Origin of the sequence: Bacillus sp. UNC69MF (assembly GCF_000746035.1) — a bacterium.
Taxonomy (GTDB): Bacteria; Bacillota; Bacilli; order Bacillales; family Bacillaceae; genus Bacillus; species Bacillus velezensis.
On sequence record NZ_KN050798.1, the window covers coordinates 1,051,394 to 1,076,850 of the forward strand.

Annotated in this window: 13 protein-coding genes and 1 pseudogene; 2 read left to right on the forward strand and 12 right to left on the reverse strand. The window is 47.3% G+C overall.

Going from position 1 to position 25,457, the window contains the following annotated elements; all coding sequences use genetic code 11:
- Positions 1-4: 4 nt before the first annotated feature.
- The 12 genes from bamA to BR62_RS0117015 all read right to left on the reverse strand — a co-directional run bounded on the left by bamA (position 5) and on the right by BR62_RS0117015 (position 23,860).
- Entirely contained in the window at positions 5-11,953 is an 11,949-nt protein-coding gene (gene bamA, locus BR62_RS0116960; protein ID WP_032871598.1) for a bacillomycin D hybrid PKS/NRPS BamA, read from the reverse strand.
- A gap of 19 nt (positions 11,954-11,972) precedes the next feature.
- On the reverse strand, positions 11,973-13,175 hold the full coding sequence (gene bamD / locus BR62_RS0116965; protein WP_032871599.1) for a bacillomycin D biosynthesis malonyl-CoA transacylase BamD: 1,203 nt from the start codon (positions 13,173-13,175) through the stop codon (positions 11,973-11,975).
- A 559-nt stretch (positions 13,176-13,734) separates the two neighbouring features.
- Positions 13,735-14,520: a 3-hydroxybutyrate dehydrogenase gene (locus tag BR62_RS0116970; protein WP_032871601.1), complete on the reverse strand. Its 786-nt coding sequence runs from the start codon at positions 14,518-14,520 to the stop codon at positions 13,735-13,737.
- 12 nt (positions 14,521-14,532) lie between these two features.
- Positions 14,533-15,195 carry a CoA transferase subunit B gene (locus tag BR62_RS0116975; protein WP_007410136.1) on the reverse strand — a complete coding sequence of 221 codons (663 nt, stop codon included), beginning with the start codon at positions 15,193-15,195 and terminating at the stop codon, positions 14,533-14,535.
- Positions 15,196-15,212: 17 nt separating this feature from the next.
- A complete protein-coding gene (locus BR62_RS0116980; protein ID WP_007410135.1) occupies positions 15,213-15,914 on the reverse strand; it encodes a CoA transferase subunit A in 702 nt (233 codons plus the stop codon).
- 24 nt (positions 15,915-15,938) lie between these two features.
- Positions 15,939-17,375, reverse strand: coding sequence for a GntP family permease (locus BR62_RS0116985; protein ID WP_020955901.1), 1,437 nt, complete (start codon positions 17,373-17,375; stop codon positions 15,939-15,941).
- A gap of 303 nt (positions 17,376-17,678) precedes the next feature.
- The gene (locus tag BR62_RS0116990; protein WP_015239958.1) at positions 17,679-18,875 is read right to left on the reverse strand and encodes a cytochrome P450; all 1,197 of its coding nucleotides are present in this window, start codon (positions 18,873-18,875) and stop codon (positions 17,679-17,681) included.
- 1 nt (position 18,876) lies between these two features.
- A complete protein-coding gene (bioB, locus tag BR62_RS0116995) occupies positions 18,877-19,896 on the reverse strand; it encodes a biotin synthase BioB (protein WP_007410132.1) in 1,020 nt (339 codons plus the stop codon).
- Between the two features lie 2 nt (positions 19,897-19,898).
- Entirely contained in the window at positions 19,899-20,600 is a 702-nt protein-coding gene (gene bioD, locus BR62_RS0117000; RefSeq protein ID WP_020955902.1) for a dethiobiotin synthase, read from the reverse strand.
- On the reverse strand, positions 20,597-21,757 hold the full coding sequence (gene bioF, locus BR62_RS0117005) for an 8-amino-7-oxononanoate synthase (RefSeq protein WP_032871603.1): 1,161 nt from the start codon (positions 21,755-21,757) through the stop codon (positions 20,597-20,599). The genes bioD and bioF overlap by 4 nt, the downstream gene beginning before the upstream one ends.
- Entirely contained in the window at positions 21,747-23,093 is a 1,347-nt protein-coding gene (gene bioA / locus BR62_RS0117010; RefSeq protein WP_032871604.1) for an adenosylmethionine--8-amino-7-oxononanoate transaminase, read from the reverse strand. Before bioA ends, bioF begins: the two co-directional genes overlap by 11 nt.
- A complete protein-coding gene (locus BR62_RS0117015) occupies positions 23,090-23,860 on the reverse strand; it encodes a 6-carboxyhexanoate--CoA ligase (RefSeq protein WP_032871605.1) in 771 nt (256 codons plus the stop codon). Before BR62_RS0117015 ends, bioA begins: the two co-directional genes overlap by 4 nt.
- Positions 23,861-24,082: 222 nt before the next feature.
- On the opposite strand from BR62_RS0117015, the pseudogene BR62_RS0117020 reads away from it, so the two are divergent.
- Positions 24,083-24,534 (forward strand): annotated as a pseudogene (locus BR62_RS0117020) (GtrA family protein).
- Positions 24,535-24,540: 6 nt separating this feature from the next.
- Entirely contained in the window at positions 24,541-25,434 is an 894-nt protein-coding gene (gene galU / locus BR62_RS0117025) for a UTP--glucose-1-phosphate uridylyltransferase GalU (protein ID WP_032871606.1), read from the forward strand.
- Positions 25,435-25,457: the final 23 nt, after the last annotated feature.

The window sequence follows — 25,457 nt, forward strand, 5'->3', positions numbered from 1 at the left end:
TTCCCTAAAAGTTCAATTGAATAGAATCAAGCGCGTTCTCTTCTTCCTCATTGCTGCCGCTCAATCCGATATGTTCGATTAGAATGCTTGGCTGTTCCAAAATCGCCGATAGGATGTGTAAGTAGTCGTTTGATAAAACCTCGATTCTGCTTTTCTTAAACAGTTTTTTCGAATATTCAAACAGTCCGTGATAGTTGTCGCGGTCCGCCTGAATCGACAAGGTCAAATCGAATTTGGCAACCGGATGATGAAATGGATACGGCTTGAGTTGAAGGGAATCGAAAGTCAATTCAGCATGATCAAGATTTTGCAGCACAAACATCGTATCGAATAAAGGATTGCGGCTTGAATCTTTTGGAAGATGCAGATGCTGAATTAATTCTTCCAACGGATAGTCTTGATTTTTATAGGCGTTCAGCATGTTTTCTTTTACTTCATTTAAGTAGGCATCAAATGTTTTACGGCCCGCCGGGTGATTGCGAATGACTAACGTATTGACGAACATTCCCACGACCGGCTCTACATCCAGATGAGTCCGCCCGGCAGATGGCGTTCCTACGATAATATCTTCTTGTCCGCTGTATTTGGATAAAAGAATCGTATAGGCTGCCAATAAAATCATATACAGTGTTGCTCCTGTGTCTTCTTCCATTTGGCTTAAACGCTGTTTCAAGTGTTCGGGTATAAGAAATTCAAATGATTCGCCTTCGTAATCGCGTATGGCAGGTCTCTCATAATCCGCAGGAATATCCAGTACAGGAATATCACCGTGAAACTCATCCAGCCAATACGCTTCCTGGCTCTTGATGTTCCGTTTCTGAATGTCCGATTGCTGCCAAACTGCAAAGTCTTTATATTGAATAGAGAGCGGGTCCGGTTCGTTCCCCTCGTAGATTCGGCTTAAATCTTTCATCAGAATATTGACGGACACGCCGTCAGAAATGATATGATGCATATCCACCACAAGCACGTGCCGCGCAGGTTCAATTTCAATCAGTCCGGCCCGCATCAGCGGCGGCTTGGCTAAGTCAAACGCTTTGATGAAATCAAGCACACGGTCTTCCGCTTCTTCTTCGCTAGCTTGAATTCGTTCTATCGTAAAGTCGACGTTCTGATGAATACGCTGTGCCGGCTCGCCTTCATATAAATCAAAGCTGGTACGCAACGCTTCATGACGCGCGATTAATTTTCGGAAAGCGGCGTTTAACCGTTCAGGATCGATCGTCCCTTCCACATTCATGGCACCCGTCATATTGTAAGTCAGCTCGCCGCCTTCTGTGTGACTTAACAAATACATCCGCCTCTGAGCTGAAGAAACCGGATAATATGGCATTTCCTTTGCAGCCGGAATCGGTACATATCGATTTTTGTCCATGTGTAACGCCTTGTCAGCCAATTGTTCAATGGTAGGAAACTTGAATATGTCTTTGAGAGACAGATTCACATCCAGTTCTTTGTGAATTCTGGCGGCTAAGGCAGCCGCTCGGATGGAGTTGCCTCCGAGATCAAAGAAATTATGTTTGATCCCCGCATGGCTTATTCCGAGCACTTCCTTCCATAAATCTGTCAGTTTGGACTCCGTCTCATTACCCGGCGGAACATATTCAGCTGTCTGCTGCAGACTCGCTTCCGGTGCAGGCAGTGCCTTACGGTTTATTTTCCCGTTGGATGTTAACGGCATATGCTCCAGACGGACAAAATAGGACGGAACCATGTAGTCCGGAAGCTGGGATGACAATTGTTCCCTAAGCTGCGCAGCCGCTATAGGCTTGTCGCTTACGTAATACGCGCATAATTGTTTTAAGCCGTCTTCTTCTTCTTTCACTGTTACCGCGGCTTTTTGCACCGCTTCCGCGTTATGCATCGCTGCTTCAATTTCACCAAGCTCGATTCGGTGTCCCCTGATTTTGACTTGTTCATCAACGCGCCCAATATATACAAGATTTCCGTCCTTCAATCGCTTAGCCAAATCCCCTGATTTGTACATTTTCGCTCCCGGGACATACGGGTTTTCAACAAATTTCTCTTCCGTTAAATCCGGGCGGTTCCAATACCCTCTGGCAACACCCGGTCCGCTGATATATATTTCGCCGATTACCCCGATCGGAACCAGGTTTCTGCTTGCATCGGCCACATAAATATCCGTGTTGAGAGCAGGAGTGCCGATCGGTACAAAATCCCGCTTGTCCCGTTCTGCGTCGAAGTGATAAATCATACATCCGACGACAGCTTCCGTCGGTCCGTATTCATTGAAAATGTCCAGCCGGCCTTTAAACTGCTCGCTGACACTTTTGGCCAGACGGGTGCTTAAATTTTCTCCGCCGACAATCATTTTCCGTATTGCGGTGCCGCCAGCGATATTCATCTCCTTGATGACGTGCAGATGTGCCGGGGTCAATTTGATCATGTCTATTCTTGAGTCCCGCATAATCTCAGAAAGCACAGCGCTTTTGTCTTCGCCGTCAAAGACAATGATGGTATTTCCCGTAACCAGCGGCGTAAATATCGAGGTCACAGTCAGATCGAAAGAGATGGAAGAGTATAATGGAAAGTTGGTTTTCTCACCTCTTACATAAACTTCTTTCGCCCACCAAATATAATCAGCCAGTCCCTGATGCTCAATGAGTACACCTTTTGGATTTCCCGTCGAACCTGACGTATAGATCATGTAGGCCAAATCATGCGCATCGCTGTCCGATTCAAGATTCGAGTGCTCCTCATGGTATGAGTTTTCCTCATCCAAAAGCACAACGTCACCATCATACGGTAATTGATCCAGCAGGCTGCGCTGTGTCAACACAACCTCCGCTCTTGAATCTCTCAGCATATATTGGATCCGATCTTCCGGATATTCAGGATCAATGGGCACGTATGCGCCGCCGGCTTTCAGAACAGCCAAAATTCCGACAATCAGCTCGATCCGATGCGGGCAGATGATAGCAACGAATTGATCCGCTTGTACGCCTTTTGTCCGTAACGTCCGCGCCAATCGGTTCGCCCGTTCATTGAGCTGTCTGTACGTATACCGCTCATTGCCAAAAATAACGGCTTCATGATCGGGACTCTGTTCCGCCTGCATTTCAAACCACCGATATACCGTTTCCTTATGCGGATACGGCGTCTTTGTGCCATTACACTCCGTCAGCAGTTGATGCCGTTCGGTTTCAGACAGCATAGGAACGGAAGACAATGTCATCTCCGGCTGCTCAACAAGGCGGTTTAAAATGGCGGTATAGTGTCTGGTGATCTGTTCAATGGTGTCTTTTGTGAATCGTCCCGGTTTATAATCAAAATGCATCTCTATCTGTTGACCGGCATCTTCGATCGTGAGCATCAAATCATATAAAGAGACCCCTGGATTTCGTTCTTTCACTTTAAATGTACATTCATTGTGCCGGATTTCATGAAATTCAATGTTTTGAAGCACAAACATCGTGTTAAACAGAGACTTTCCGGTTGTTTCCCGCTGTACATTTAATTTCTCCACAAGCCGGTCGAATGGATAGTCTTGGTTTTCGAAAGCGTCAAGCGTCTGCCGCTTTACTTCTTCCAGATAATCCGTAAACGTTCTATTGGCGTGCGGCTTCGTCCGGATTCCGATGGTTTGTATGAAAATACCGATGATCTTTTCGATATCCGGATGATTTCTTCCTGAAGCAGGCGTGCCTACGACAATGTCTTCTTGTCCCGTATATTTATGAAGCAGCACATTATAGGCGGCCAGAAGCACCGTATAGAGAGTCGTTTCCGCCTTTTGCGCCAAATCTTGAAGCGAACGGATGACATCCGGCTGTAAGGAGCATGTCACACGCTGTCCCTCAGAAGACCGTTCTGCCGCTATTGAACCGTCTGTCGGCAGGTCGAGAATGGGAATTTCGTCTTGAAATTGTTCCAGCCAATATGTCTCCTGCCGCTTCATGGCATCCTCATTCAGCCGTTGGTTTTGCCATTCTGCGAAATCTTTATATTCAAATTCAATGTCCGGTAATGGTTTCTGATGATATAAAGCCAGCAATTCATTTGTAAGGATGTTGACGGAATAACCGTCCGAAATGATATGATGCATATCGATGAGCAGTTCGGCCTGCTCGTTTTCAATCTTGATCAGCTCCGCACGAACTAACGGAGCTTGGTCCAGGCGGAACGGTTTTACAAACCGGTCTGAATAGGCATCAAATTCATCCCGGCTCATTGTCCGGACATGAACGTTAAAATCAACTTCGTTTTCAAGTTTCTGAACGATATCGCCATCTATAATGTCGAAATACGTGCGAAACGCTTCGTGCCGCTGCATCACTTGTTGAAGAGATGAGATCAGGGCTTGCTCATCGTACTTCCCTGTTATTGATATGTGGCCGAACATATTTTGCGCCAGCTGATCCGGTTCCAGTTGGTGCAGGAAATATACTCTTTGCTGTGCCGGCGATGTCGGGTAATACGCTTTTTTCTCGGCAGCCTTCATTGGGAGGTGCACGACTTTCGTTTCGTTCTGAATGAAACGTGCTAATTCCTTAACAGTCTGGTGATTGAAAAATTGTCCAATGGAAACCTTTTGATGAAATGTCTTCTGAACTTTGGAAAGCATAAGCGTTGCCTGGAGTGAGTTTCCCCCCAGAGCCAGGAAGCGATCTGATCTGCCAACCCGTTCAAGGCCGAAAAGTTCCTCCCAAATCCGCGCCAGCTGCCGTTCCGTTTCATTTACCGGCGCCTCATAGGCTTCAGTAAAATTTGCCGTATTGCTTCCTATTGAAGTGATCCGCTTCTGGTGTTCGGCGTAAAGTGCTTGTAAATCATGCTGTTCTTCATCGGAAAACATCATCATGGCGTCAAGAGGGATTGAATCTCCCTCAACCATTTTTTGCAGCAATTTTGTAAAACCCGCTCCCCACTTTTTCATGATTTCCGGACTGACGACGTTCGTATTAAAGTCGAAATCAAGAACATATTCTTGATGCGCGTCTGTTATGTTCAGAAATAAATCGTATAGGGTGCATTTTACCGGGTATGCAACGGGCTCCGCCTCCGCCTTTCCGAAATGCAGCTTTCGAAAAGGCCTGTCTAAATTAAAGATAATACGCATATCCGGCACTTGATCGTGCGGAAGCTCTCTGGCCACCAGTGTCATCGGGACGGCTTGGTGCCGCATTGCAAGATTCACGCTTTCTTTCATACTGCCAAGATAACCGGATAAAGTGCTTTCTGAAGAAGACGTGTTCTTCACCGGAATCATATTGACGCAATTTCCAATCAGATCATGCTGTTTCATATGCGATTGACCTGCTGCGGGGACCCCGATCACAAGGCCTGACTGTTTGGTAAGCCGGTGCAGAAAAAGATGAAATGCACCCAGCATCGTCACAAATACGCTATTTTTCATCTGAATGCTTAATGACCTTAAAGCCTCGCTCAATGGCCGTCCAAGCCTGACGGTACACCGGTCTCCCTCATACCCGTTCGGATAACGGACAGAAGCTGTGCTTGGCAGAATTGGCTGCTGTATCGGTTCAGAAAAATGACGCCGCCAATAACGGACCCCTTCTTCATAATGGCCGCTGTCAATCTGTGCCTGCTGCCAGTCTAAGTATTGGCGAAACGAAACATCTGCCTCTTTCGGTGAAATCGGTTTTCCTTGTACTATTGCCGCGTAGTTGCTCTCCAGTTCTTGAACAAAAACGGCGATTGACCATCCATCGGCAATGATATGATGGAACGTGAGCACAATCAGATGTTCATTGTGAGCCGATGTAAGCACATGGATTCTAAACAAAGGCTTTTGTTCATGGAAATGAAACGGCCGCTTGGCATCTTCTGTCAGCCATTTTTGGATTTCCGGCTCCTGATGTTCATGCGGGTGACTGGTAAAATCAATGACAGGTATTTCTATATTCATCCGTTCCTGCACTTGCTGTACCTCGTCATCGGGATGAATCACCGTACGTAAAGCTTCATGACGGTCAACGATATGCCGGACGGCTTGTTTTAATGATGTATACTGCAGTTCGCCCTTCACTTTCAGCATAATGGACTGGTTTAAAGCGGCGGAAGCTTCATTCCCGTAATGGGATGCCATAACCAACTGCTTTTGTTCAGGTGAAAGCTCGCGCGTCCCGGACTTTTTACGGCCTCCGCCATCAGGGGAATCCGGGCCTTCCGGAATAAATCCGCCTCGGCGAAGATCCTCCACCGTGTCTTTCACCGCTTGAATAATATTTTCGATATCATCCGCGGTATGCGCCACAGACAAGAAGCAGTTGCGTCCCTCCCATACATAGACCCCTTTATAGTTGAGATGGTAAAAGAACAAGTCATTATCTAGCGATGAGACAAACCGGAATAAAGAACCGAATCGAACCATGCGGATAGGCACTTGCGCTTGTTCGAAGCAGCGATTCAGCTCATCGACCAGGTAGGCTGTTTTTTGATTAAGCTGCTCATACAGATGCTCTCCTTCGGTTTGTAAATGGCGAAGGACGGCTAATGACATCCTCATGGTAAGCGGGTGAGTATTGAAGGTGCCGGCCACAAACGTGCGTTTCGCCTCGTCTTGCGGGTAGGAATCGTCCCCATACTGCCAGGTACCCCCGTCGATCGCATTCATGAATTCAGCTTTTCCGGCAACTACCCCTAATGGCTGTCCGCCGCCGATGATTTTTCCGTAGGTCACTAAATCAGCCTGAATGCCGAACCATTCCTGTGCGCCGCCGAGACCGATCCGAAATCCGGTAATAATTTCATCCATAATCAGAGCTGTTCCGGATTGCTGCGTGATCGCCCGCAATTCTTTCAAAAATGCCTGCGGCTGCAAATCCGGTCTGCGGCTTTGTACCGGTTCCACCAGTACGGCTGCCAATTCATCACCGAGACTGCGGATCACGTCCAGCGAATCGGGATTGTTGTAATGTAAAATAATCAAATCATCCATAAAGCTCTGCAGTATGCCCGGAGCCAGCGGATTCGCAGACGCAGCCCCGCCTTTTGTGCCGGCAACCCCTAATACGCCGTCAAACGTCCCGTGATAAGATCCTGAGAACGCCACGACTTTCTTTCTTCCTGTTGCCGCCCGCGCCAAACGCAGGGCAACCATGACGGCCTCTGTTCCGGAATTATAGAAAGCGACCCTTTCCACTCCGGTACATGTGCGGATCCGGTCGGCAACTTCACCGGCGACATCTGACATCGGGCCGAGCGGAGGCAATGATGAACGGGTTGAATCATCGATAACCTGTGTAATAAAGGAAGGATGATGCCCGAACAGGTTAACCCCGAATCCCATGGTGATATCGATATATTCATTTCCGTCAATATCCCACATTTTAGAACCGTCAGAACGTTCGGCGATAATTGGGTATACGATTTCCTTCCAATACGAACGGAAGCTGGACAAATTGCGGTTGTTTGCATGAGCAAATCGGGTGTTGTCCGTATATTGTTTGGAACCTTTCGTTTTATCGGCGTATTTCTTGATGAAGTCTTCTAAGTATTGTTTTTGCCGTGCGGTATAGTGTCCCTGATCATGCAGGTTCTGAGGCTGGAAAGGAACATAGGGTTTCGCTTCTTGAGCCGCTTTCTTTTCTGCAGTGACGGCCGGAGGCCCCTGCTTGACAGAAGGAATTGATTTCTCTTGCGCTTTAGCGTGTTCTTTCTCATCGGAATGATGCCCGCTGTTTCTCAGCAAATTAAAGCTATTTAATTGAGCTTGCAAGGTATCCTGAATTAATTGATTCTGAGAAGAGATTATTTTTTCGAGCATATGCTCTTGATGACCTTCTCTGCGATCCGATTCAGACTGCGCTTCTGAAATGACCTGTATTTCCTGCGCCGGAACATTCTCTTGAGGGGGAGCGGATGCAAAGGACGATGGAACGGTCTCAGCCAAGTAATCTATGACACTTTGAAGGTTGTTCATCGTATCAAAAAAACGATCCATCGGAATGTCTACCCCAAATTCGTCCGCAATGGCTTTTTTGACCTGTGACAGCATGATAGAATCCATTCCGAGCCCGATAAAATGAGCATTCAGATCGAGTTCCTCCGCTCTGATCCCTGAAGCGTTGCTGATTACAGTTTTCAGGAAGGATTCAATGTGCGCTTTCGATTGATTGATATTCAATGCTGCTCCTCCTTTCTTTTCGCCCTCGTTTAAGCGCAATTGGTCAGCTTCAGCCCAGCATCGGCTCCGTTCAAACGGATACAGGGGCAATGGCGTCTTTTGTACAGTTTCACCGGAATAAAGCGCGCGCCAATCGATAACGGCTCCTTGCACAAATAATTCGGCTGCGCGATGCAGCCATGTGATCCGTTCATCTTGCGTACGTAAACGCTGCTTAATCAGAGCGGCTGCTTGTTGATTCAGCTCTTCTTTATGGGCAGGCAGCATTTCCTTCATATTCTTGTAACCGATGTATACACCGGGAAGGTTTCTGTCTCCCTGAATCAGGCGGGTCAGCTTATCCGATAGTTCTTGTTTACCGGATACAATCATGGCAATGCCATGATCCAAATGAGCCCTGCCCGTACTTGCTGTATAGCAAATGGACTTTAATGAAGCTTGGCTGTCATCCGATACATATTGCCGGTACTGCTGTGCGAGTTCATAGAGTGATTTTTCAGTATGAGCGGATAAAACAAATAGGTGCGGCCCATGTTCATCCTCGGGTGCATACTCACTTTGAGAAATATATTCTTCCAATACCACATGAGCGTTCGTTCCGCTAAAACCGAACGAGCTGATTCCGCCTCGCAGCGGCTCATCACCGGATGTGAACGCTGCAGCTTCCTGATTCACATAAAATGGTGATGAGTGAAAATGAATGAGCGGATTAGGTTCATTAAAGTGCGCTAACGGCGGATTTTTCTTGTGATTCAGCATGAGGACAGATTTGATCAGCCCGACGATGCCTGCCGCTTCAAACAAATGACCGATGTTCGATTTAACAGAACCAATCGCACAAAATTGTTTTTTTGCCGTATACTTTTCAAACGCTTTACAAAGCCCGTTAAATTCAACCGGATCGCCGAGCTTCGTTCCGGTGCCATGCGCTTCGATGAAAGACAGTGTTTCAGGAGCAATGCCCGCGTCTTTCCAGGCCGTCTCAATGACCTCAGTCTGAGCTGCCGGATTCGGTGCTGTAATCCCGGCGGTTGTTCCGTCTTGATTCATCGCGCTTCCCTTGATTACGCCGTAAATATGGTCTCCGTCGCGAACAGCATCCTGCAAAGGTTTTAGCAGGACTGCGGCCGCGCCTTCACCTGTGCCAGTACCGTCTGAATCTTTGCTGAACGTTTTCGTGTACCCGTCCGAAGATTCCATATCAAGCCCGATACAGATCGGCAAGAGCGATGTCCGGATACCGCCTGCAAGAGCCATTTCACAATCGCCGGACGTTAAAGATTTACATGCCATATGAACGGCGGCAAGCGATGAGGAGCATGCCGTATCCACTGTGACCGCCGGCCCTTTTAAATTTAAGAAATAAGCGATTCGGCTGGCTAGCACGGAAGGGAGATTGCCCACGATATATTGATGAAGTTCCTCCGGATAATTCGCAGAAAGGAGACGTTCATAATCGTAGCCCACCTTCGAGTACCCCGCATATACCCCGACACGGCTCCCGTTCATGCTGCCGCCGGCATAGCCCGCATCTTCAATCGCATGCCATGCAGACTGCAAAAACAGTCTTTGGTTAGGGTCCATAAACTGAGCCGTTTTAGGAGCTAAACCGAAGAACGAATAATCAAAGCGGTCGATTTCATCTAAATAGCCGCCCTTCACAAACTGACTCTCATTGAACTCGCTTTGGATGGACTTTAAATAATCCGCCGCATCTTTCAGCCGGGATTCGGGGTATTCTCGAATGCTGTGCTCACCTTTTTCAAGCAGATTCCAAAAATCACTTTTCGTTGACGCTCCCGGGACATTGAGCGACATCCCGATAATGGCGATATCTTTCGGTGTCACATGGCTTGGTTTCGCTGCCGCGTCCTGTTTGATTTCAGCCCGGCTTTCAGACAGATATGCCGCTAAATCAGTGATAGAAGGATACGTAAAGAGATCTGAAACGGCAAGCTCGCGTCCGAATTTCTGTTCTATGCGCTCGGCAATCTGCGATAACTGTAATGAATTTGCTCCCATATCAAAATAACTGTCAGCGAGGTGAACCTTTTTCCCGTTGAGCACTTCGGAAAAGATAGACAGCAATTCCGTTTCTATCTCATGAATGGGTGTCTGTCCGGATGTTTCCGGGCTGCTCTCCAAACATTCATTGATGGCGGCAGACTCTGTTGAAAAATTCCCTGCCTCATACTGTCTGGCAAGTTCGTAGCGTTTAACCTTTCCGCTGGTTGTTTTAGGGAGTTTTCGGATCGGAAGGACTTCTTTTATGCTCCAGCCGCCCCGCTTGTACAAATGCTTTTTTATCTCTTTGACAAGCGGTGCGAATTTTTCAGGTGATTTTTTGTAAACAACAAAGAGCACGATTTCTCCGCTTTGTGTCTTTTGATCATATACACCGCAGGCGGCAACCCTTCCTAAGTCAACCTCTTCCATTTCAATCGCGACCCGTTCAATATCGTGCGGGTAGATATTTTTTCCGTTCACGAAAATAATGTCCTTTTCTCTTCCGGTTACGACTAAGTTACCACTTTCACTAATGAATCCGAGGTCTCCCGTTTTTACCCAGCCGTCAGAAGTCAGCACTTTTTCCGTACTCTCTGGGTTGTTATAATACCCTTGCGTCACATTGTCTCCTTTGATCTGGATATGGCCGATGATTCCGTCTTCTACTCTTTCATTTGTTTCATCGGAGATCCGAAGCTGACAATAGTCAATAGGTTGTCCCACCTCGACGAATGAAGCGCAATTTTGGTCCTCTTTGCTGACGTTTACAGCTCTTTCACCAAGATTTAAATAGTCACGATGCAAATAAACGGGAACGAATTCTTTACCTATTTTAGAGAACGCTGCGCCAACCGAAGCTTCCGCTAAACCGTAAACATTCAAAATGGCGGATCTTTTCAGATTGAATGCTGCGCATCTTTTCAAAAATTCGTCACACAGCTCCGGCAATATCGGTTCTGCACCGTTTGCGATGACCTTGATGTGGGATAAATCCCAGTCTGGTTCGTTTTTCAGAAATTTAAGGAAGTAGTTGTACCCGAAATTAGGAGATGATAGAATACTAGCTTTATGTTCATGAGCTTTTTTCATCCAAAGAATAGGTCTGCGAATAAATAACTCTGTAGGCATTAGATTTTGATTGATTCCGGTTATGAAGGGAACAAGGTGGCAGGCGATGAGCCCCATATCATGCGTTAAAGGCATCCATGATAAGAAAGAGTCTTTCGAATGAACGTGTAGGGCAGTCCCAATGGCGCACGTGTTATGTATTAAGTTGTGATGCGTTAACATGACTCCTTTTGGGTCTCCTGTCGATCCGGAAGAAAATTGGATAAAGGCGAGTTCATCCGCATCAGGTTCATAAAATGAAGCGGGGTAATCGTAGATTTGATCTTGAATGACGTCAGATTTTTCGTTTAATTGATGATGGAAATCCTGTAAATCGTGTTCTGCAGCGTATTTCTTTATTTTGTCCAATACTTTTTCAGAGGCAATCAGAAAGGGATGATTTAATATATTCCAAATGCGCCAGACCTTCAGTTTATGGTCATCATCTTCTCCGATACTGACCGGAACCGGGATCATTCCTCCTAATATACAAGCCCAAAAAGCAACGACAAATGATTTGTTTTCTTGGATTTGAAATACAATTTCCTGCTTCGGCTTAATGCCGAGATGCTGTAAATAGCCAAGATACCCTTGCGCCTCTTCAAACAATTGGCGGTAAGAGACAACCGTCTCGTTTTTATCGGATTCGATAAAACGGATCCCGCGATCAGAGATACTGCTTCTTTCCCGAATGACATCTACTAAGGTTTGGAATTGACTGGTATACATAGGTCCCCTCCTGGGCGCTTTATTTTAAAATCCGCAATTCTTCCCAAGCCGGAAGCTGTTTAGCTTCACAAATTAATTTGCATAAATGGATCGAATGTTCGAGTTCTTGTTCTGAAAGCACGTCTTCATGCCTTTTCATTCTCTCTTTCAGCTCTTGGATTTGCGTAAATAATGGCGTCGTCATAGTGGAATAAGCCGCTGAATCCTTGTTGTAATTTCGCGCAATGACGGATTGAATCATCAATTTATTCAGTTGTTTTTTGCGTAAATGGACAATATGTTTCTTTCTTTCCGTTGAATTGGAAAGCGGGGGAACATCAGATGTCTGTCCTAAGGGATAAGGTACAATGTGATTCGTTGTTTTTCTCAGCAGACCGGCTAAGACATTGTTCGGACCCATTTCGATGACTTCTGTGACTCCATGTAAAAGCAAGTAATGCATCGATTCTGTCCATCTAACCGGCATCGTCATGTGCTGCTTGAGATGTTCGCTGATCGAATTTCCGCTGCTGTAAGGGCGCGCGGTGACATTTGAAATGATCGGCCATGCGGCATCCCGGAAGGAATACCGGTGTAATACAGTCTGGAATTGTTCGGAGGCTGATCGTATCATCGAACTGTGAAAAGGCGCACTGACATTCAAATAAGTGTATGCCGCACCCTTTTCCTCCGCCATCTTGATGACACGTTCCACAGCTTGCCGGTGTCCGGAAATCACATGCTGCTGTTCTGAATTCATGCAGGCTACACCTGCCGGAAAGTCTTCCGTCGATACTTTCGAACATATTTCCTGCAAGGTTTGGAGAGAGAGCTGTGTCACGGCGGCCATCGTCCCCTGCTGATGGGGATCCGCAATTTGCATAAGAATTCCCCGCTCCCTTACAAGTGTAACGGCATCCTGAAAAGAAAGGGCGCCGGCACAGACAAGCGCTGAATATTCGCCTAAGCTATGGCCTGCCAGGAAGCGGGGCTTCACCCCTATTTCCTGCATATACACTTGAAAAGCAATCACACTGACCGTTAAAATAGCGGGCTGCGCGTTCATTGTCTTTGTCAATTCATTCATATCTCCGTTAAAACACAGTTTTTTTACATCCAAGGAGATCGCATCGCTCGCTTCTTCAAACAATCTCTTTGCGAGCACAAAATCATTCCAAAATTGTTTGCCCATTCCTACAAATTGAGACCCTTGTCCAGGAAATAAAAAGGCAAGATTGTTCATGAGATTCCTCCGATCATATTGAACAGGGGATACAATATCCTACAAAATATCCCTTTATCTAACATCCTAGCATGATTATAACAAATGTGTATAGAATACTTTCGGAGGAGTTATTGTTCGTTTTCACAAACGAATTAGATATATTTATTCATAAAATAAAACATGGGGGTTTCACCGAAAATCAGTCTTAAAGAGAGATGATGAAAGCCGGGGTGGAGCCTGTTACCGGCTCTTCTTCACTTAGGACGCGCTCTTCATGTTTCATATGTTTTAGGGCTATTGGCATTATTGTGTCAGAAATTACATATTTTCTGTTTATTGTAAAAAATCATTTGTATATCTGTGAAGGATTGTAAATTGATTGCGCTTGTTTATAAATGTGGCGCAAGAGATGGATCTGGATGGGGAAAATCCGCAAGGACGAAATACGCCGCAGAACATGCGAATGACCCTGCCCGGATACCGATTGACGCAGTAAATCGGCCTATTGAGTGAACAAGGTTTTCAGGCATAAAAAAACAGCCGTTCAGAGCGGCTGTTTTTTTAAAAAGTATAAGAACTATTGAGCGGTATACCCGCCATCCATGACTACGGCCTGACCTGTGACCCCTTTTGCTTTGTCGCTGGCCAAAAATACGGCGTAATCAGCGATTTCCTTCACTGACAGCAGCCGTTTTTGGGGAACGAGCGGAAAGATGACGTCCTCAAGCACCCGCTCGTACGGTACATTCCTTGTTGCGGAAATGTCCTTTAACTGATTGCGGACAAGCTGAGTGTCCACATATCCCGGACAAAGCGCATTGACGGTAATACCGTCAGCCGCGCCTTCAAGTGCGCCGACTTTCGTTAAACCAATGACGCCGTGCTTGGCGCTGTTATATGCCGCTTTCCCGTGAAAACCGATCAGTCCGTTGACAGACGCCATATTAATGATTCGACCGAATTGCTGTTTTTTCATAATGGGAAATGCATGCTTCATTGCGATAAATGGCGCAGTCAGCATGAGACGAATGAGCCGTTCAAACTGTTCGGTGGGAAATTCCTCGATGGGCGCGACATGCTGAATGCCCGCATTATTCACAAGGATATCGAGACGTCCGAATTGTTTCTCGACCGTCTGCAGCATATCGGCCACTTGCTTTTCATTTGTTACATCGCATGTGATGCTGACTGCTTCACAGCCTTCATCTTTCAGTCTTGCCGCCGTTTCTTTCCCCGCTTGTTCGTTTACATCAGAGATGATGACGGCTGCTCCTTCACGGGCGAATTCTTTTGCGATTTCAAGCCCGATTCCTCCGGCTGCTCCTGTTACAACGGCTGTTTTTTCAATAAGCAATGAATGCATGACGGCACCTCCTCATTTTGGTCTGACCCCGTTTTTTAACGACTGGCTGACAGTAAAATGACCTTCTGTTTTCTCAAAGACCTCCTCCATTGTTACACCTTCCTGCAGTTCGGTGAGCGTCATACGGCCATCATGAAAATCGAATACAGCCAAATCTGTGATCAGCCGATCGACCACCTGCCTGCCGGTTAAAGGCAGCGTACATTCCGTTCTCACTTTAGATTCCCCATATTTATTAACGTGCTCCATAATGACAATAATCCGTTTTGCTCCGTGGACCAAGTCCATGGCGCCGCCCATTCCTTTGATCATTTTTCCTGGGATCATCCAGTTCGCCAAATCTCCCCGTTCGGACACTTCCATCCCGCCGAGGATCGCTACATCAATGTGGCCGCCGCGAATCATGGCAAAGGATTCGGCACTGTCAAAATACGAGGCTCCCTTTACTTCGGTGATGGTTTCTTTTCCCGCGTTGATCAGATCGGGGTCCTCCGTTCCTTCCGCCGGATAAGGCCCGATCCCGAGCAAGCCGTTTTCAGACTGAAGCAGGACGTTATAATCATTCGGTATCTCATTGGCTACAAGCGTCGGCATCCCTATCCCCAAGTTCACATTCATTCCGTCCTTAATTTCCTTTACAGCCCGTTTGATCATTCGTTTTCTGCTATCTCTCATTCTGTCAGCCTCCTTTATCATGCTTGCCGGACGGTGCGGCGTTCAATCCGTTTTTCATGAATCCCGCCGAGCAGCACGTGCTGCACAAAAATACCCGGCGTATGAATTTGATCCGGATCAAGCTCTCCGGCATCGACGATTTCTTCAGCCTCTGCAATCGTCACTTTGCCTGCCATTGCAGCGAGCGGATTGAAATTTCTCGCCGTCTTTCTGAACATCAGGTTGCCCAGAGGATCGGCTTTCCAGGCCTTTACGATGGCGGCGTTCCCTGTAATCCCTTTCTCCAGAAGATAGGTGCGTCCGTCAAATGTCTTATGTTCTTTTCCCTCGGCTACTGATGTTCCGACGCCCGCAGGTGTGTAAAACGCCGGAATGCCCGCCCCTCCCGCGCGAATTCTTTCTGCGAGCGTTCCTTGGGGCACCAATTCGACTTCCAGCTCTCCGCTTAAAAACTGCCGTTCAAAGGTTTTGTTTTCTCCCACATAGGATGCGACCATTTTTTTGATCTGCCGGTTTGCAAGCAAGAGGCCTAACCCCCAATCATCAACACCGCAGTTATTACTGACAACGGTCAAGTTTTTTACGCCGCTGTCCCTGATCGCGAGAATTAATTGTTCCGGAATGCCGCACAGGCCGAAGCCTCCTGCGATGAGGGTGTCTCCGTCCTTGATCAGTGCAGCAGCATCTTGATAAGAGTCCATCACTTTTCCTTTTCCCATATTCGTTTCCCCTTTCTGTTTTGGCTACACAAGGCCCGTCAGACTGTAAATGGCGATGATGACAAACACAGCGGCTGTTTTAATGACGGTAATGGCAAAGATATCCCTGTAGGATTGGCGGTGGGTCAACCCGGTGACCGCGAGCAGCGTAATGACGGCGCCATTATGCGGAAGAGTGTCCATCCCGCCGGAGGCCATCGAGATCACCCGGTGCATGACCTCCGGCGGGATGTGGAATGTATTGATTGCTTCTGTATACGCTGCTGACATCGTGCTTAAAGCGATGCCCATTCCTCCTGATGCCGATCCTGTAATCCCGGCAAGCGCAGTGGTCGTCACCGCTCCGTTGACGAGCGGATCTGTAAACGTCTGCGATATGCCGCTGCTGACCATTTTAAAGCCGGGAAGCGCCGCAATGATGCCGCCAAATCCGTATTCGGCTCCTGTATTCATCGACGCCAGCAAGGCGCCCCCGATGCCCTCATTCAGTCCTTCTTTCAAATTGAAGAGGACTTTTTTCCAATCGAACAAAATCGTGGTCATGATTCCGATGAACAGTGCGAGTTCTACTGACCAGATCGCAGTGACGGAGGAAAGGTCAATCTTCCCGAACGCTTCTAAGCCGAGCGGCGCAAAATCAAATCCGTCAGGGTACCAATGCGGGAGCCACATCGTGAAGCATTTGTTCATGACTCCCACAAGGATAAGCGGAACAAAGGCGAGCACTTGCCGCGCGGGGCTGGGTTGCGGTAAAACAGGCGTATGTGTTTCATTAGCCAGACTTGAGGATTCCTCTGCAGCGGTAACTTCAGATTGAAATCCAGCATAGCCTTCTCCGGCATTGGCCGCTTTTTTGCGCCGGGATTCTAAATAAATCATTCCGGCCGTAAGCACAAATGCTGCACCAATCAGTCCGAGCCAGGGAGCGGCATAAATGTTTGTTTTAAAAAAAGCGGTCGGAATGACATTTTGAATTTGCGGTGTGCCGGGAAGCGCATCCATTGTAAATGTAAAGGCGCCCAATGCAATCGTACCGGGTATCAGACGCTTGGGAATATCAGCTTTAATAAATAGGTTTTTAGCAAACGGATAAATGGCAAACACCGCTACGAAGAGACTGACGCCGCTGTACGTTAAAATCGCACCCATTAAGACGATGGCTAGAATGGCTCTTTTTGCTCCCACAAGCTTGACGATTGTTTTTGCAATCGACTCAGCGAGCCCGGATATTTCAACAACCTTGCCAAAAACGGCCCCTAAAAGAAATACGGGAAAATACAGCTTAATAAATCCTACCATCTTCTCCATAAATATATTCGAGAAGAAAGGAAGTACGAAGCTTGGATCTGTCAGGAGCACGGCAAACAGCGCACAAATCGGGGCGAATAAAATGACTGAAAAGCCCCGGTAAGCCGCAAACATCAGCATGCCTAATGCCAATAAAATAATAACAATGTCCACAAATCCCCCTCTTTTCTGCTTAATATTAGTAAGCGCTTACAAAAAATCGAGAAAATAAAGCAAAAAACATGCCGGTTTTGCACAGTTTCTGAGGCTGAAAAATGTGCATCATGGTGAATGTTCCGTTTTGGCGAAAGAAAGGGAGACTCTTGCTGTATTAGATTGATTGGCTGAGCAGTGAGTTTTTTTAGGGATAGTGAGATGGATCAGAGAGGATTTTTGCTTTATAAATATGTATTCTTTTTTCTTTCATTTATTTCCTGCAAGAGGAACCGATAAAATCCGGCCCTCCTGCATGGTCATTCAGCCAATGACAACCGGGAGCTCTTTGAGCGACCTAAAACCAATGAGCTTGCGGTATTCAAGGCGGTGTGCAGCCAGCCGAAGCTTAGGCATCCGCTCAAACAGTGTAAGAATTGCAATTTGTGCTTCGATGCGCGCTAATGAGGAGCCTATGCAAAAATGGGCGTTCTTTCCGAATGCAAGATGCGGGTTCGGCTTTCTTTGGATATCCATTTTGTGAGGTTGATCGAATATGCTTGGATCGCGATTGGCTGCCCCTAAAAGGATATATACCTGCTCTCCTTTTTTTATGGTCTTCCCATTTATTTCGCAGTCTTCTGAGGCGGTGCGTGCCGTCAGCTGCGCGGGGCTGTCGTAGCGCAGACATTCCTCAACTGCAGTTTCAATAAGCGAGGGGTTTTCTCTCAGTGCGCTAAGCTGTTCAGGGTGTTTCAATAAAGTAAACACACCGTTGCTTATGAGGTTTACCGTCGTCTCGTGTCCGGCTATGACAAGTAAGATACATGTCGCGAGCACTTCCTCTTTTGAAAGCTGTTCCTCCATAATAAACCTGCTGATCAAGTCTTGCTGAGGGTGCGCTTTCCGCTTGTGAATCAAATCTTTGAAATATGACGTCAGCCTGCCTGCGGTGTCGCTTGCTCTGACTAACGTCTTTCTTGATCGGGTAAGATCAATGGCCTGGATGACGTCTGCCGTCCATTGTCTGAATTGATATCTCTCCTCTTTCGGCACTCCGAGTATCTCCGCAATGATAAGGCTTGCCAATGGAAAGGCAAACTCTGAAACAAGGTCAGCGGTTTTTTTGATTTGGACTTGATCCAACAAGTCATGAACCGTTTCTTTTATACAAGGGCGAAGTGATTCCGCCGTCTTTGCGGTAAATTCTTTACCGATAAGCATCCGCATCCGCTTATGGTCTGATTGATTTTTAAATAACAGCATATCGTGCTGGATATGCGATAGATTTTGATATTTCGTTGAAGCTTCCGGAAGAGGAATGCGGTTTTTAAACCGAATGTCTTTCAAAATCGCTGCCGCTTCTTTGTACCCGGTGACATACCAGCCCGGATATTTTAATACGGTTCCTTTATAAACAGGATCAATGGATCGCAGTTTGTCATAAAACGGGTAAGGGTCATTCCAAAAATCCGAATCCGCATGGAGAGACGGATGTGCAATCGATAGGTCCGCCGTCATCTTATACCTCCGTATTGCAGGCGGATTGCAGGCCGGCTTTCATTTCTTCAACGGATTCGACTTCAAAACCTAAATCATGGAGCATTTGATGATCCTCTGTTTCTTGCTGCCCTGCTGTCGTTAAGTAATCTCCGACGAAAATCGAATTTGCGGCGTAAAGTCCCAGCGGCTGTAGCGAACGAAGGTTGACTTCCCGGCCTCCTGAGATACGGATTTCTTTTGACGGATTGATAAAACGGAACAAGGCGAGCACTTTCAGGCAATACACCGGATGTAATTCGCTTACCCCTTCTAACGGAGTTCCGTCAATCGCATGCAGAAAATTAACCGGGATGCTGTCGGCGTCAAGCGCTTTTAAGCTGTTCGCCATATCAATGACGTCCTGTTTCGTCTCTTTCATGCCGACGATGACACCAGAACAAGGTGACATCCCCGATTGTTTCGCCGTTTCCACTGTATTGACCCTGTCGTCATACGTGTGGGAGGTCGTAATGTTTGAGTGATTCCTTTGTGATGTATTGATGTTATGATTGTACCGGTCTACTCCTGCCTGTTTCAGCCGCTCTGCCTGTTCCGGCTTCAGCAGACCGAGACATGCGCAGATTTTTAAACCGTACGTTTCTTTAATTTCTTTGACAGCATCAACAACTTGATCTACTTCTCTGTTTGACGGTCCCCGCCCGCTGGCGACGATACAGTATGTCCCTATATTCAGGTCGTGGGCGCGTTTTGCCCCCTTTAGCAATATATGCTTATCCACCATCCGGTAAGACTCAATCGGCGCTTTTGATATTGAAGATTGTGAACAGTACCCGCAATTTTCCGGACACAGGCCTGATTTGGCATTCATAATCATATTCAGCTTTACTTTTTTTCCGTAAAATCGTTTTCTGATATGAAAAGCGGCATGCATCAGCAATAAAAGATCCTCATCAGGACAATTTAAAATGGCCAGCGCTTCTTGATTCGTTACTTCCGCCCCGTCCAGCACTCTCTCTGCAAGATCCATCCATTGATTCATGTTTATCTCCCCATTTGTGTCAGATTCATGAAAGAGGAAACATCTATATGTTTCTCAATCATGTGTTGAATGTTTTCCGATGAAACGTGATCCAGCTTCGGTGTGATTCCCAAAATCGGAACTTTGCATAATGTTTCAATCATGCTCGGGTTTGTCTTTTCGTCCAGCCCCGGCCGGCTCTTTACGCCGTTGATAATAATGCCGAGAACCTCTATCCCCATGTTTTTCGCATATTCAACGGTTAAATATGTGTGGTTGATGGTTCCGAGATCAGGCCTGGTGACAATCACTGCCGGCAATTCCATGGCTTTTATCAGATCACTGACTAAGTAATTTTCACCAAGCGGGACGGAAATGCCGCCTGCCCCCTCAACGATGAAACACTCATGACGATTTTTGATCTTACTCCAGTGGGCCATGACATCCGCCATGCTCACGGATTTCCCCTCAAGCATGGCGGCCGTGTACGGGGCAAGCGGCTCTTTCCATTCAAATGGCGTGATTTCTTCATGAGACAGTGCGGTTTGTGACATGTCTTTCAAGAGCGAGGTGTCACTTTCCTGATGAGTCCGCGGCACGCCGCTTAAAAACGGCTTAAACACTCCGATATCCGCCTGTTTCTGCCGGAATGCCGCGGCAAGTCCGCAAGAAACGATGGTTTTTCCGACGCCGGTATCTGTTCCTGTAACAAAAAAACTTCTCATTTGTTTATATTCAGCTCTTTTCTAATGGAATCAAATGCTTCTGTCAGCTCGTCTATATCCTGTAAGCTGCGATCCGCCGTAACGGTCAGCCTGATTCTGCTTTCGCCTTCCGGAACGGCGGGCGGGCGGATGGCCGGGGCGCAGATTCCCTTTTTCTCCAGCAGTGCAGCGGCTGAAACCGCTGTTTTTGCATCACCGATGATAACGGGGATAATCGGTGTATCTCCGCCTCTTACGGTAAAGCCCATATCGGCCAGACGCGTTTTTATCATTTTGACAGACGACTGCAGCTCACGGCGCGTATCGTGCATATCTGATATGATGTCAAATGCCGTATGCGAAGCCGCACAAATTGACGGCGGGAGGGCCGTCTGAAAAATAAACGTCCGCGCCTGATTCAGCAAAAAATCAATGAAAATGTTTGATCCCGCGGCAAAACCGCCTTCCGTTCCTACAGCTTTGCTTAATGTGCCGATGACAACATCAGGACAAACACCGAAATAGTCACTGGTTCCCCCGCCGTTTTCCCCGAGTACACCGGTTGCATGCGCGTCATCTGCTATCACAAATGCCTGGTACTGCTTTGCAAGCGCCATTATGCGGTCAAGAGGCGCGATGGTGCCGTCCATGCTGAAGACGCCGTCTGTGACGATGAAGCGGCGGTTCCGAGCCTGGACGGAAGCAAGTTTTTTCTCAAGATCAGCCATATCAATATGGCGGTACACGATGGTTTCCGCTTTTGATAAACGGCAGCCGTCAACAATGCTCGCATGGTTCAGTTGATCGCTTAAAATGACATCGCCTTTTTGAGGCAGTGAGGCAAGCACGCCGATATTTGCCAAGTAACCGCTTGAAAACAATAAAGCCGCTTCCGTCTGTTTAAAGTCCGCGATTGTTTGTTCAAGTTTTTCGTGCCACACAGTATTTCCTGTCGTTAACCGTGAGCCGCCGCTTCCCGCTCCGAACCGGCCCAGCGCCGTTTGCGCGGCTGTGATCAGCCGCTCATCTTTTGACAGGCCTAAATAGTCATTGGACGCCCAGGTCTGCCGCTTTTGCCCTTTGGTTTTGAGAGCGGTTTCCTGTGTTCGCAGCGTCCGATACAGCCCGTCTCTTTTCACCGCATCGAGCCTTCCGAGGAGCCATCCGTCAAAATCCACGGCCGGTCACCTCGGCTATCGCTTCTTTCATAATGGAGATCATGGCTTGTAACTGATCGGTTGTGCTGGCAAGCGGCGGCAGAAAGGCGATGACGTCTCCGAGCGGCCGTGTCAGCATACCAAGCTCTCTCATTTTCAAGGACACCTTGTATCCCATCCGCTTTTCAGGCGGATAAGGCTGTTTTGTCCCCTTATCCTGCACAAGCTCTATGCCGCACATGAAACCGAGCTGGCGGACATCGCCGACATGAGGGAGCTGCTTCAGATCATGAAGAAATTTCGCTGCCGTTTTTGATTTTTCGGCGACTTGTTCAACGATGCGCTCTGATTCGAATAAACGCAGATTTTCAATTGCCGCGGCACAGCCAAGCTGATTTCCTGTATAGGAATGGCCGTGGAAAAATGTTTTCATTTTGTCGTAGTCATCGTAGAAGGCTTCATAAATGGCTTCTGTGGCAAACGTCACAGCGATCGGCAAATAGCCTCCCGTAATGCCTTTCCCTGCCGCCATCAAGTCCGGCTGGACATTTTCATGCTCACAGGCAAACATTTTTCCGGTGCGGCCGAACCCCGTCGCCACTTCGTCAACGATCATTAACACATCATATGCCGTACACAGCTTTCGTACGCCTGCCAGAAAGCCTTCAGGCATGACGATCATGCCGGATGCGCCTTGCACCATCGATTCAATCGTAAGTGCGGCAATCTCTTCGTGGTGCTTTGCAAGCAGCTGTTCGAGCGCGTGAAGGCATTCATCCCGGCACTGTACGGGGTCGCCGCTTTCAGATCTGTATACATACGGAATCGGGGCTTTGTAGCTTTCAAACATCAGCGGGCCGTACACATGGTGGAAGAGTTCAATGGAGCCGACGCTGACAGCTCCGATCGTATCGCCGTGATAGCCGTTCTGCATAGAAATAAACGTCTGTTTCTCGGGTCTCCCTATGTTTTTCCAGTATTGAAAGGCCATTTTCAGAGCGATTTCCATTGCTTCCGCTCCGCTGTCGGAGTAAAAAACGCGTGTCAGCTTTTCCGGTGCGATGCCTGTCAGCATCTCGGCAAGTTCTGTTGCGGGAACGTTCGTCATACCCAGCAAGGTTGAATGAGCGATTTTTTCAAGCTGTTTTTGAATCGCTTCATCCATTTCTTTTTTTCGGTGGCCGTGTACATTGAGCCATACTGAAGAAAAGCCGTCATAATATTCTTTGCCGCTGATGTCTTTCAGCATGATCCCGTTTCCGCTTTCAATGATTAACGGATCTTCATCGTAATCTTTCATTTGTGTGAAAGGCAGCCAAAGATGCTGTTTGCTTTTTTCAATCATTGATTGTTTCATATGTTCCCCTCCCGCTGAATGAATACAGGCTGCTTCTCTAAAAAATGGATACAGCTCTCCGTATCTATGGAGCCATCTGTAAAGAAAATCCGGCATCCGCTTTCATCTCCGGCATTCTTCATCTTGGAAATCCGCTGATATCCCAGCTTCTTTGCGGCAACGTAGCCTGTTATGTAATCAGGGTCATCCGACCAGCACAATTCAGCAATAATCCCCGGACGTGCGCAAACTTTTGCCGCGATGGCATGTGCTTCTTTTATTCGTGAATTTTCCGGCATGTTGTGAGTAAAAGCCCATTTTTGAAAATCATGTGACGGCCAATCCACTCGGGATACCCGCACACCTCTATTTCCTCTGCCGTCAATGCGTTTTCCTGCCCGGATATCAAACAGGACCGCTCCTCTTGCTTCTGCATATTCCGCAATGTTTTCGTACGCTTTCTCTATCATGTGCGGGGGAATCCCCGCCTTTTGCAGAAGCTTGCGGGCGATTGCTTGTCCTTTTTCCGGCGTGTCTGTTTGATGGAAAGCAACCGGCAAAGGGCGGATCGTTTCGATCGGTTCATTAATGCTTTCAAGCTGAATCTGCATAAAATCAGGTAGCCCTCTTGAGTGCGAGAAGCCTTTATGTAATAAGCCATCTACCGCTTCCTGTAAACCGCCGTAAGTGATGAGCCGTTCTCCGCCGGAAATGTGTTTTCCGCCCTGCTCATGGGGGGCGTTTCGGGAAGCTCTCATTCTGACGCTGTAATAGGTTTCTTCCCGCATATATTCCCCTCCTTTCTCTTACTTTGAAAATTAATGTTAACCAAAATTATTAAAGGTTAACACTTATACAGAATATTAGTGCCCCTCACGGAATATGTCAACCTAAACTATCAAAATGTTAACTTAATGAGTTTTGCAAAGCCTCATTACGTTTTCATGTTTTGTTCATATTTTAGTAATTGTTTATTCAACACTGTCCGCTAAAGTAATCCATATCAACAAATAGGACAGCGAACCGCATCTTATTATGAGGGGAGGTCACCGTTATGCTGAAAGAAAAAGTAAAGACAGCAGGCCGTTTTTGCACTGTAGGCGTCGGCAATACGCTGATCGATTTTGGTGTCTTCTTTCTTCTCGCCGCTTGTCATGTCCCCTATCTTCCGGCGCAGATCTGCTCCTATTCGGCAGGGATCATCAACAGCTATGTATGGAACCGGAAGTGGACGTTTCGTGTAAAACGCAAGGCTGACGGGAAAGAGATCATGCGATTTCTCATGATTAATCTTGCCGCGTCGGGAATCACCTTTTTGCTGCTTTACGCGTTTCAAAAAGGCGGCTGTTCGCTATTGGTGAGTAAGTTCGCCGCCACTATCGGCGGGATGATGATGAATTTTATCGGAAACCGAATCTGGGTATTTGGAGATTCGCTGAAAAACATACAGGATCAGGAGTGAAGATGAATGAGAAAAAAAGTGAGAAAAGCGGTCATTCCCGCAGCAGGTTTAGGAACGAGATTTCTGCCGGCGACAAAGGCGCAGCCGAAAGAAATGCTTCCGATTGTCGACAAACCGGCCATCCAATATATTGTCGAAGAGGCCGCAGCGTCAGGAATTGAAGATATATTGATTATTACAGGGAGAAACAAACGCTCGATTGAAGATCATTTTGACCGGTCGGCGGAATTGGAATTCAATCTGCAGGAAAAAGGCAAGACGGAGACGCTGAAGGAAATGCAGCGGATTGCCGATTTGGCCAATATTCATTACATCCGTCAGAAAGAACCGCTCGGATTAGGACATGCGGTGCTGTGTGCGGAGCATTTTATCGGAGATGAGCCTTTTGCCGTTCTCTTAGGTGATGATATTATGGTATCTGACACTCCCGCTCTTTCACAGCTCATAGACGTCTATAACCAACACGGCACAGAAACGGTCGGCGTACAGCCCGTCGATCCTGCTGATGTCAGCAAATATGGTATTATACAGACGGGGCGGCAGAGCGGTCATGTGTACCAGGTTGAGGATCTGATTGAGAAACCGGCTGTTGAAAAGGCGCCCTCTCATATTGCCGTGATGGGCCGCTACATATTAACCCCTGCTATTTTTAAAACGCTGAAGACGATCGGAAGAGGCGCGGGCAACGAAATCCAATTGACAGACGCGCTGCGCGAAGTGTGCCGCACCCGAAGCATTTACGCGCGGGAGCTTGAAGGAAGCCGGTTTGATATAGGAGATAAAATCGGCTGTTTTAAGGCCGGCACGGAGATCGGGCTTCTGCGGGAAGAAATGAGACCGAAACTTTTAGCTTATTTAGAAGAGGTGTTAAAAAGAGAATCTGAAGAAATCGTGCGTTAAAAAATAATTTGTAACCATTTTGC

Coding starts and splice junctions, on each gene's coding strand:
- BR62_RS0116990 (WP_015239958.1), bottom strand. CDS start 18,875: ATGACGGCGGACCTATCGATTGCACATCCGTCTCTCCATGCGGATTCG.
- BR62_RS0116970 (WP_032871601.1), bottom strand. CDS start 14,520: ATGCATTCATTGCTTATTGAAAAAACAGCCGTTGTAACAGGAGCAGCC.
- BR62_RS0117015 (WP_032871605.1), bottom strand. CDS start 23,860: ATGCGGGAAGAAACCTATTACAGCGTCAGAATGAGAGCTTCCCGAAAC.
- bioA (WP_032871604.1), bottom strand. CDS start 23,093: ATGAAACAATCAATGATTGAAAAAAGCAAACAGCATCTTTGGCTGCCT.
- BR62_RS0116975 (WP_007410136.1), bottom strand. CDS start 15,195: ATGAGAGATAGCAGAAAACGAATGATCAAACGGGCTGTAAAGGAAATT.
- bioB (WP_007410132.1), bottom strand. CDS start 19,896: ATGAATCAATGGATGGATCTTGCAGAGAGAGTGCTGGACGGGGCGGAA.
- BR62_RS0116980 (WP_007410135.1), bottom strand. CDS start 15,914: ATGGGAAAAGGAAAAGTGATGGACTCTTATCAAGATGCTGCTGCACTG.
- galU (WP_032871606.1), top strand. CDS start 24,541: ATGAGAAAAAAAGTGAGAAAAGCGGTCATTCCCGCAGCAGGTTTAGGA.
- bamA (WP_032871598.1), bottom strand. CDS start 11,953: ATGTATACCAGTCAATTCCAAACCTTAGTAGATGTCATTCGGGAAAGA.
- bamD (WP_032871599.1), bottom strand. CDS start 13,175: ATGAACAATCTTGCCTTTTTATTTCCTGGACAAGGGTCTCAATTTGTA.
- bioD (WP_020955902.1), bottom strand. CDS start 20,600: ATGAGAAGTTTTTTTGTTACAGGAACAGATACCGGCGTCGGAAAAACC.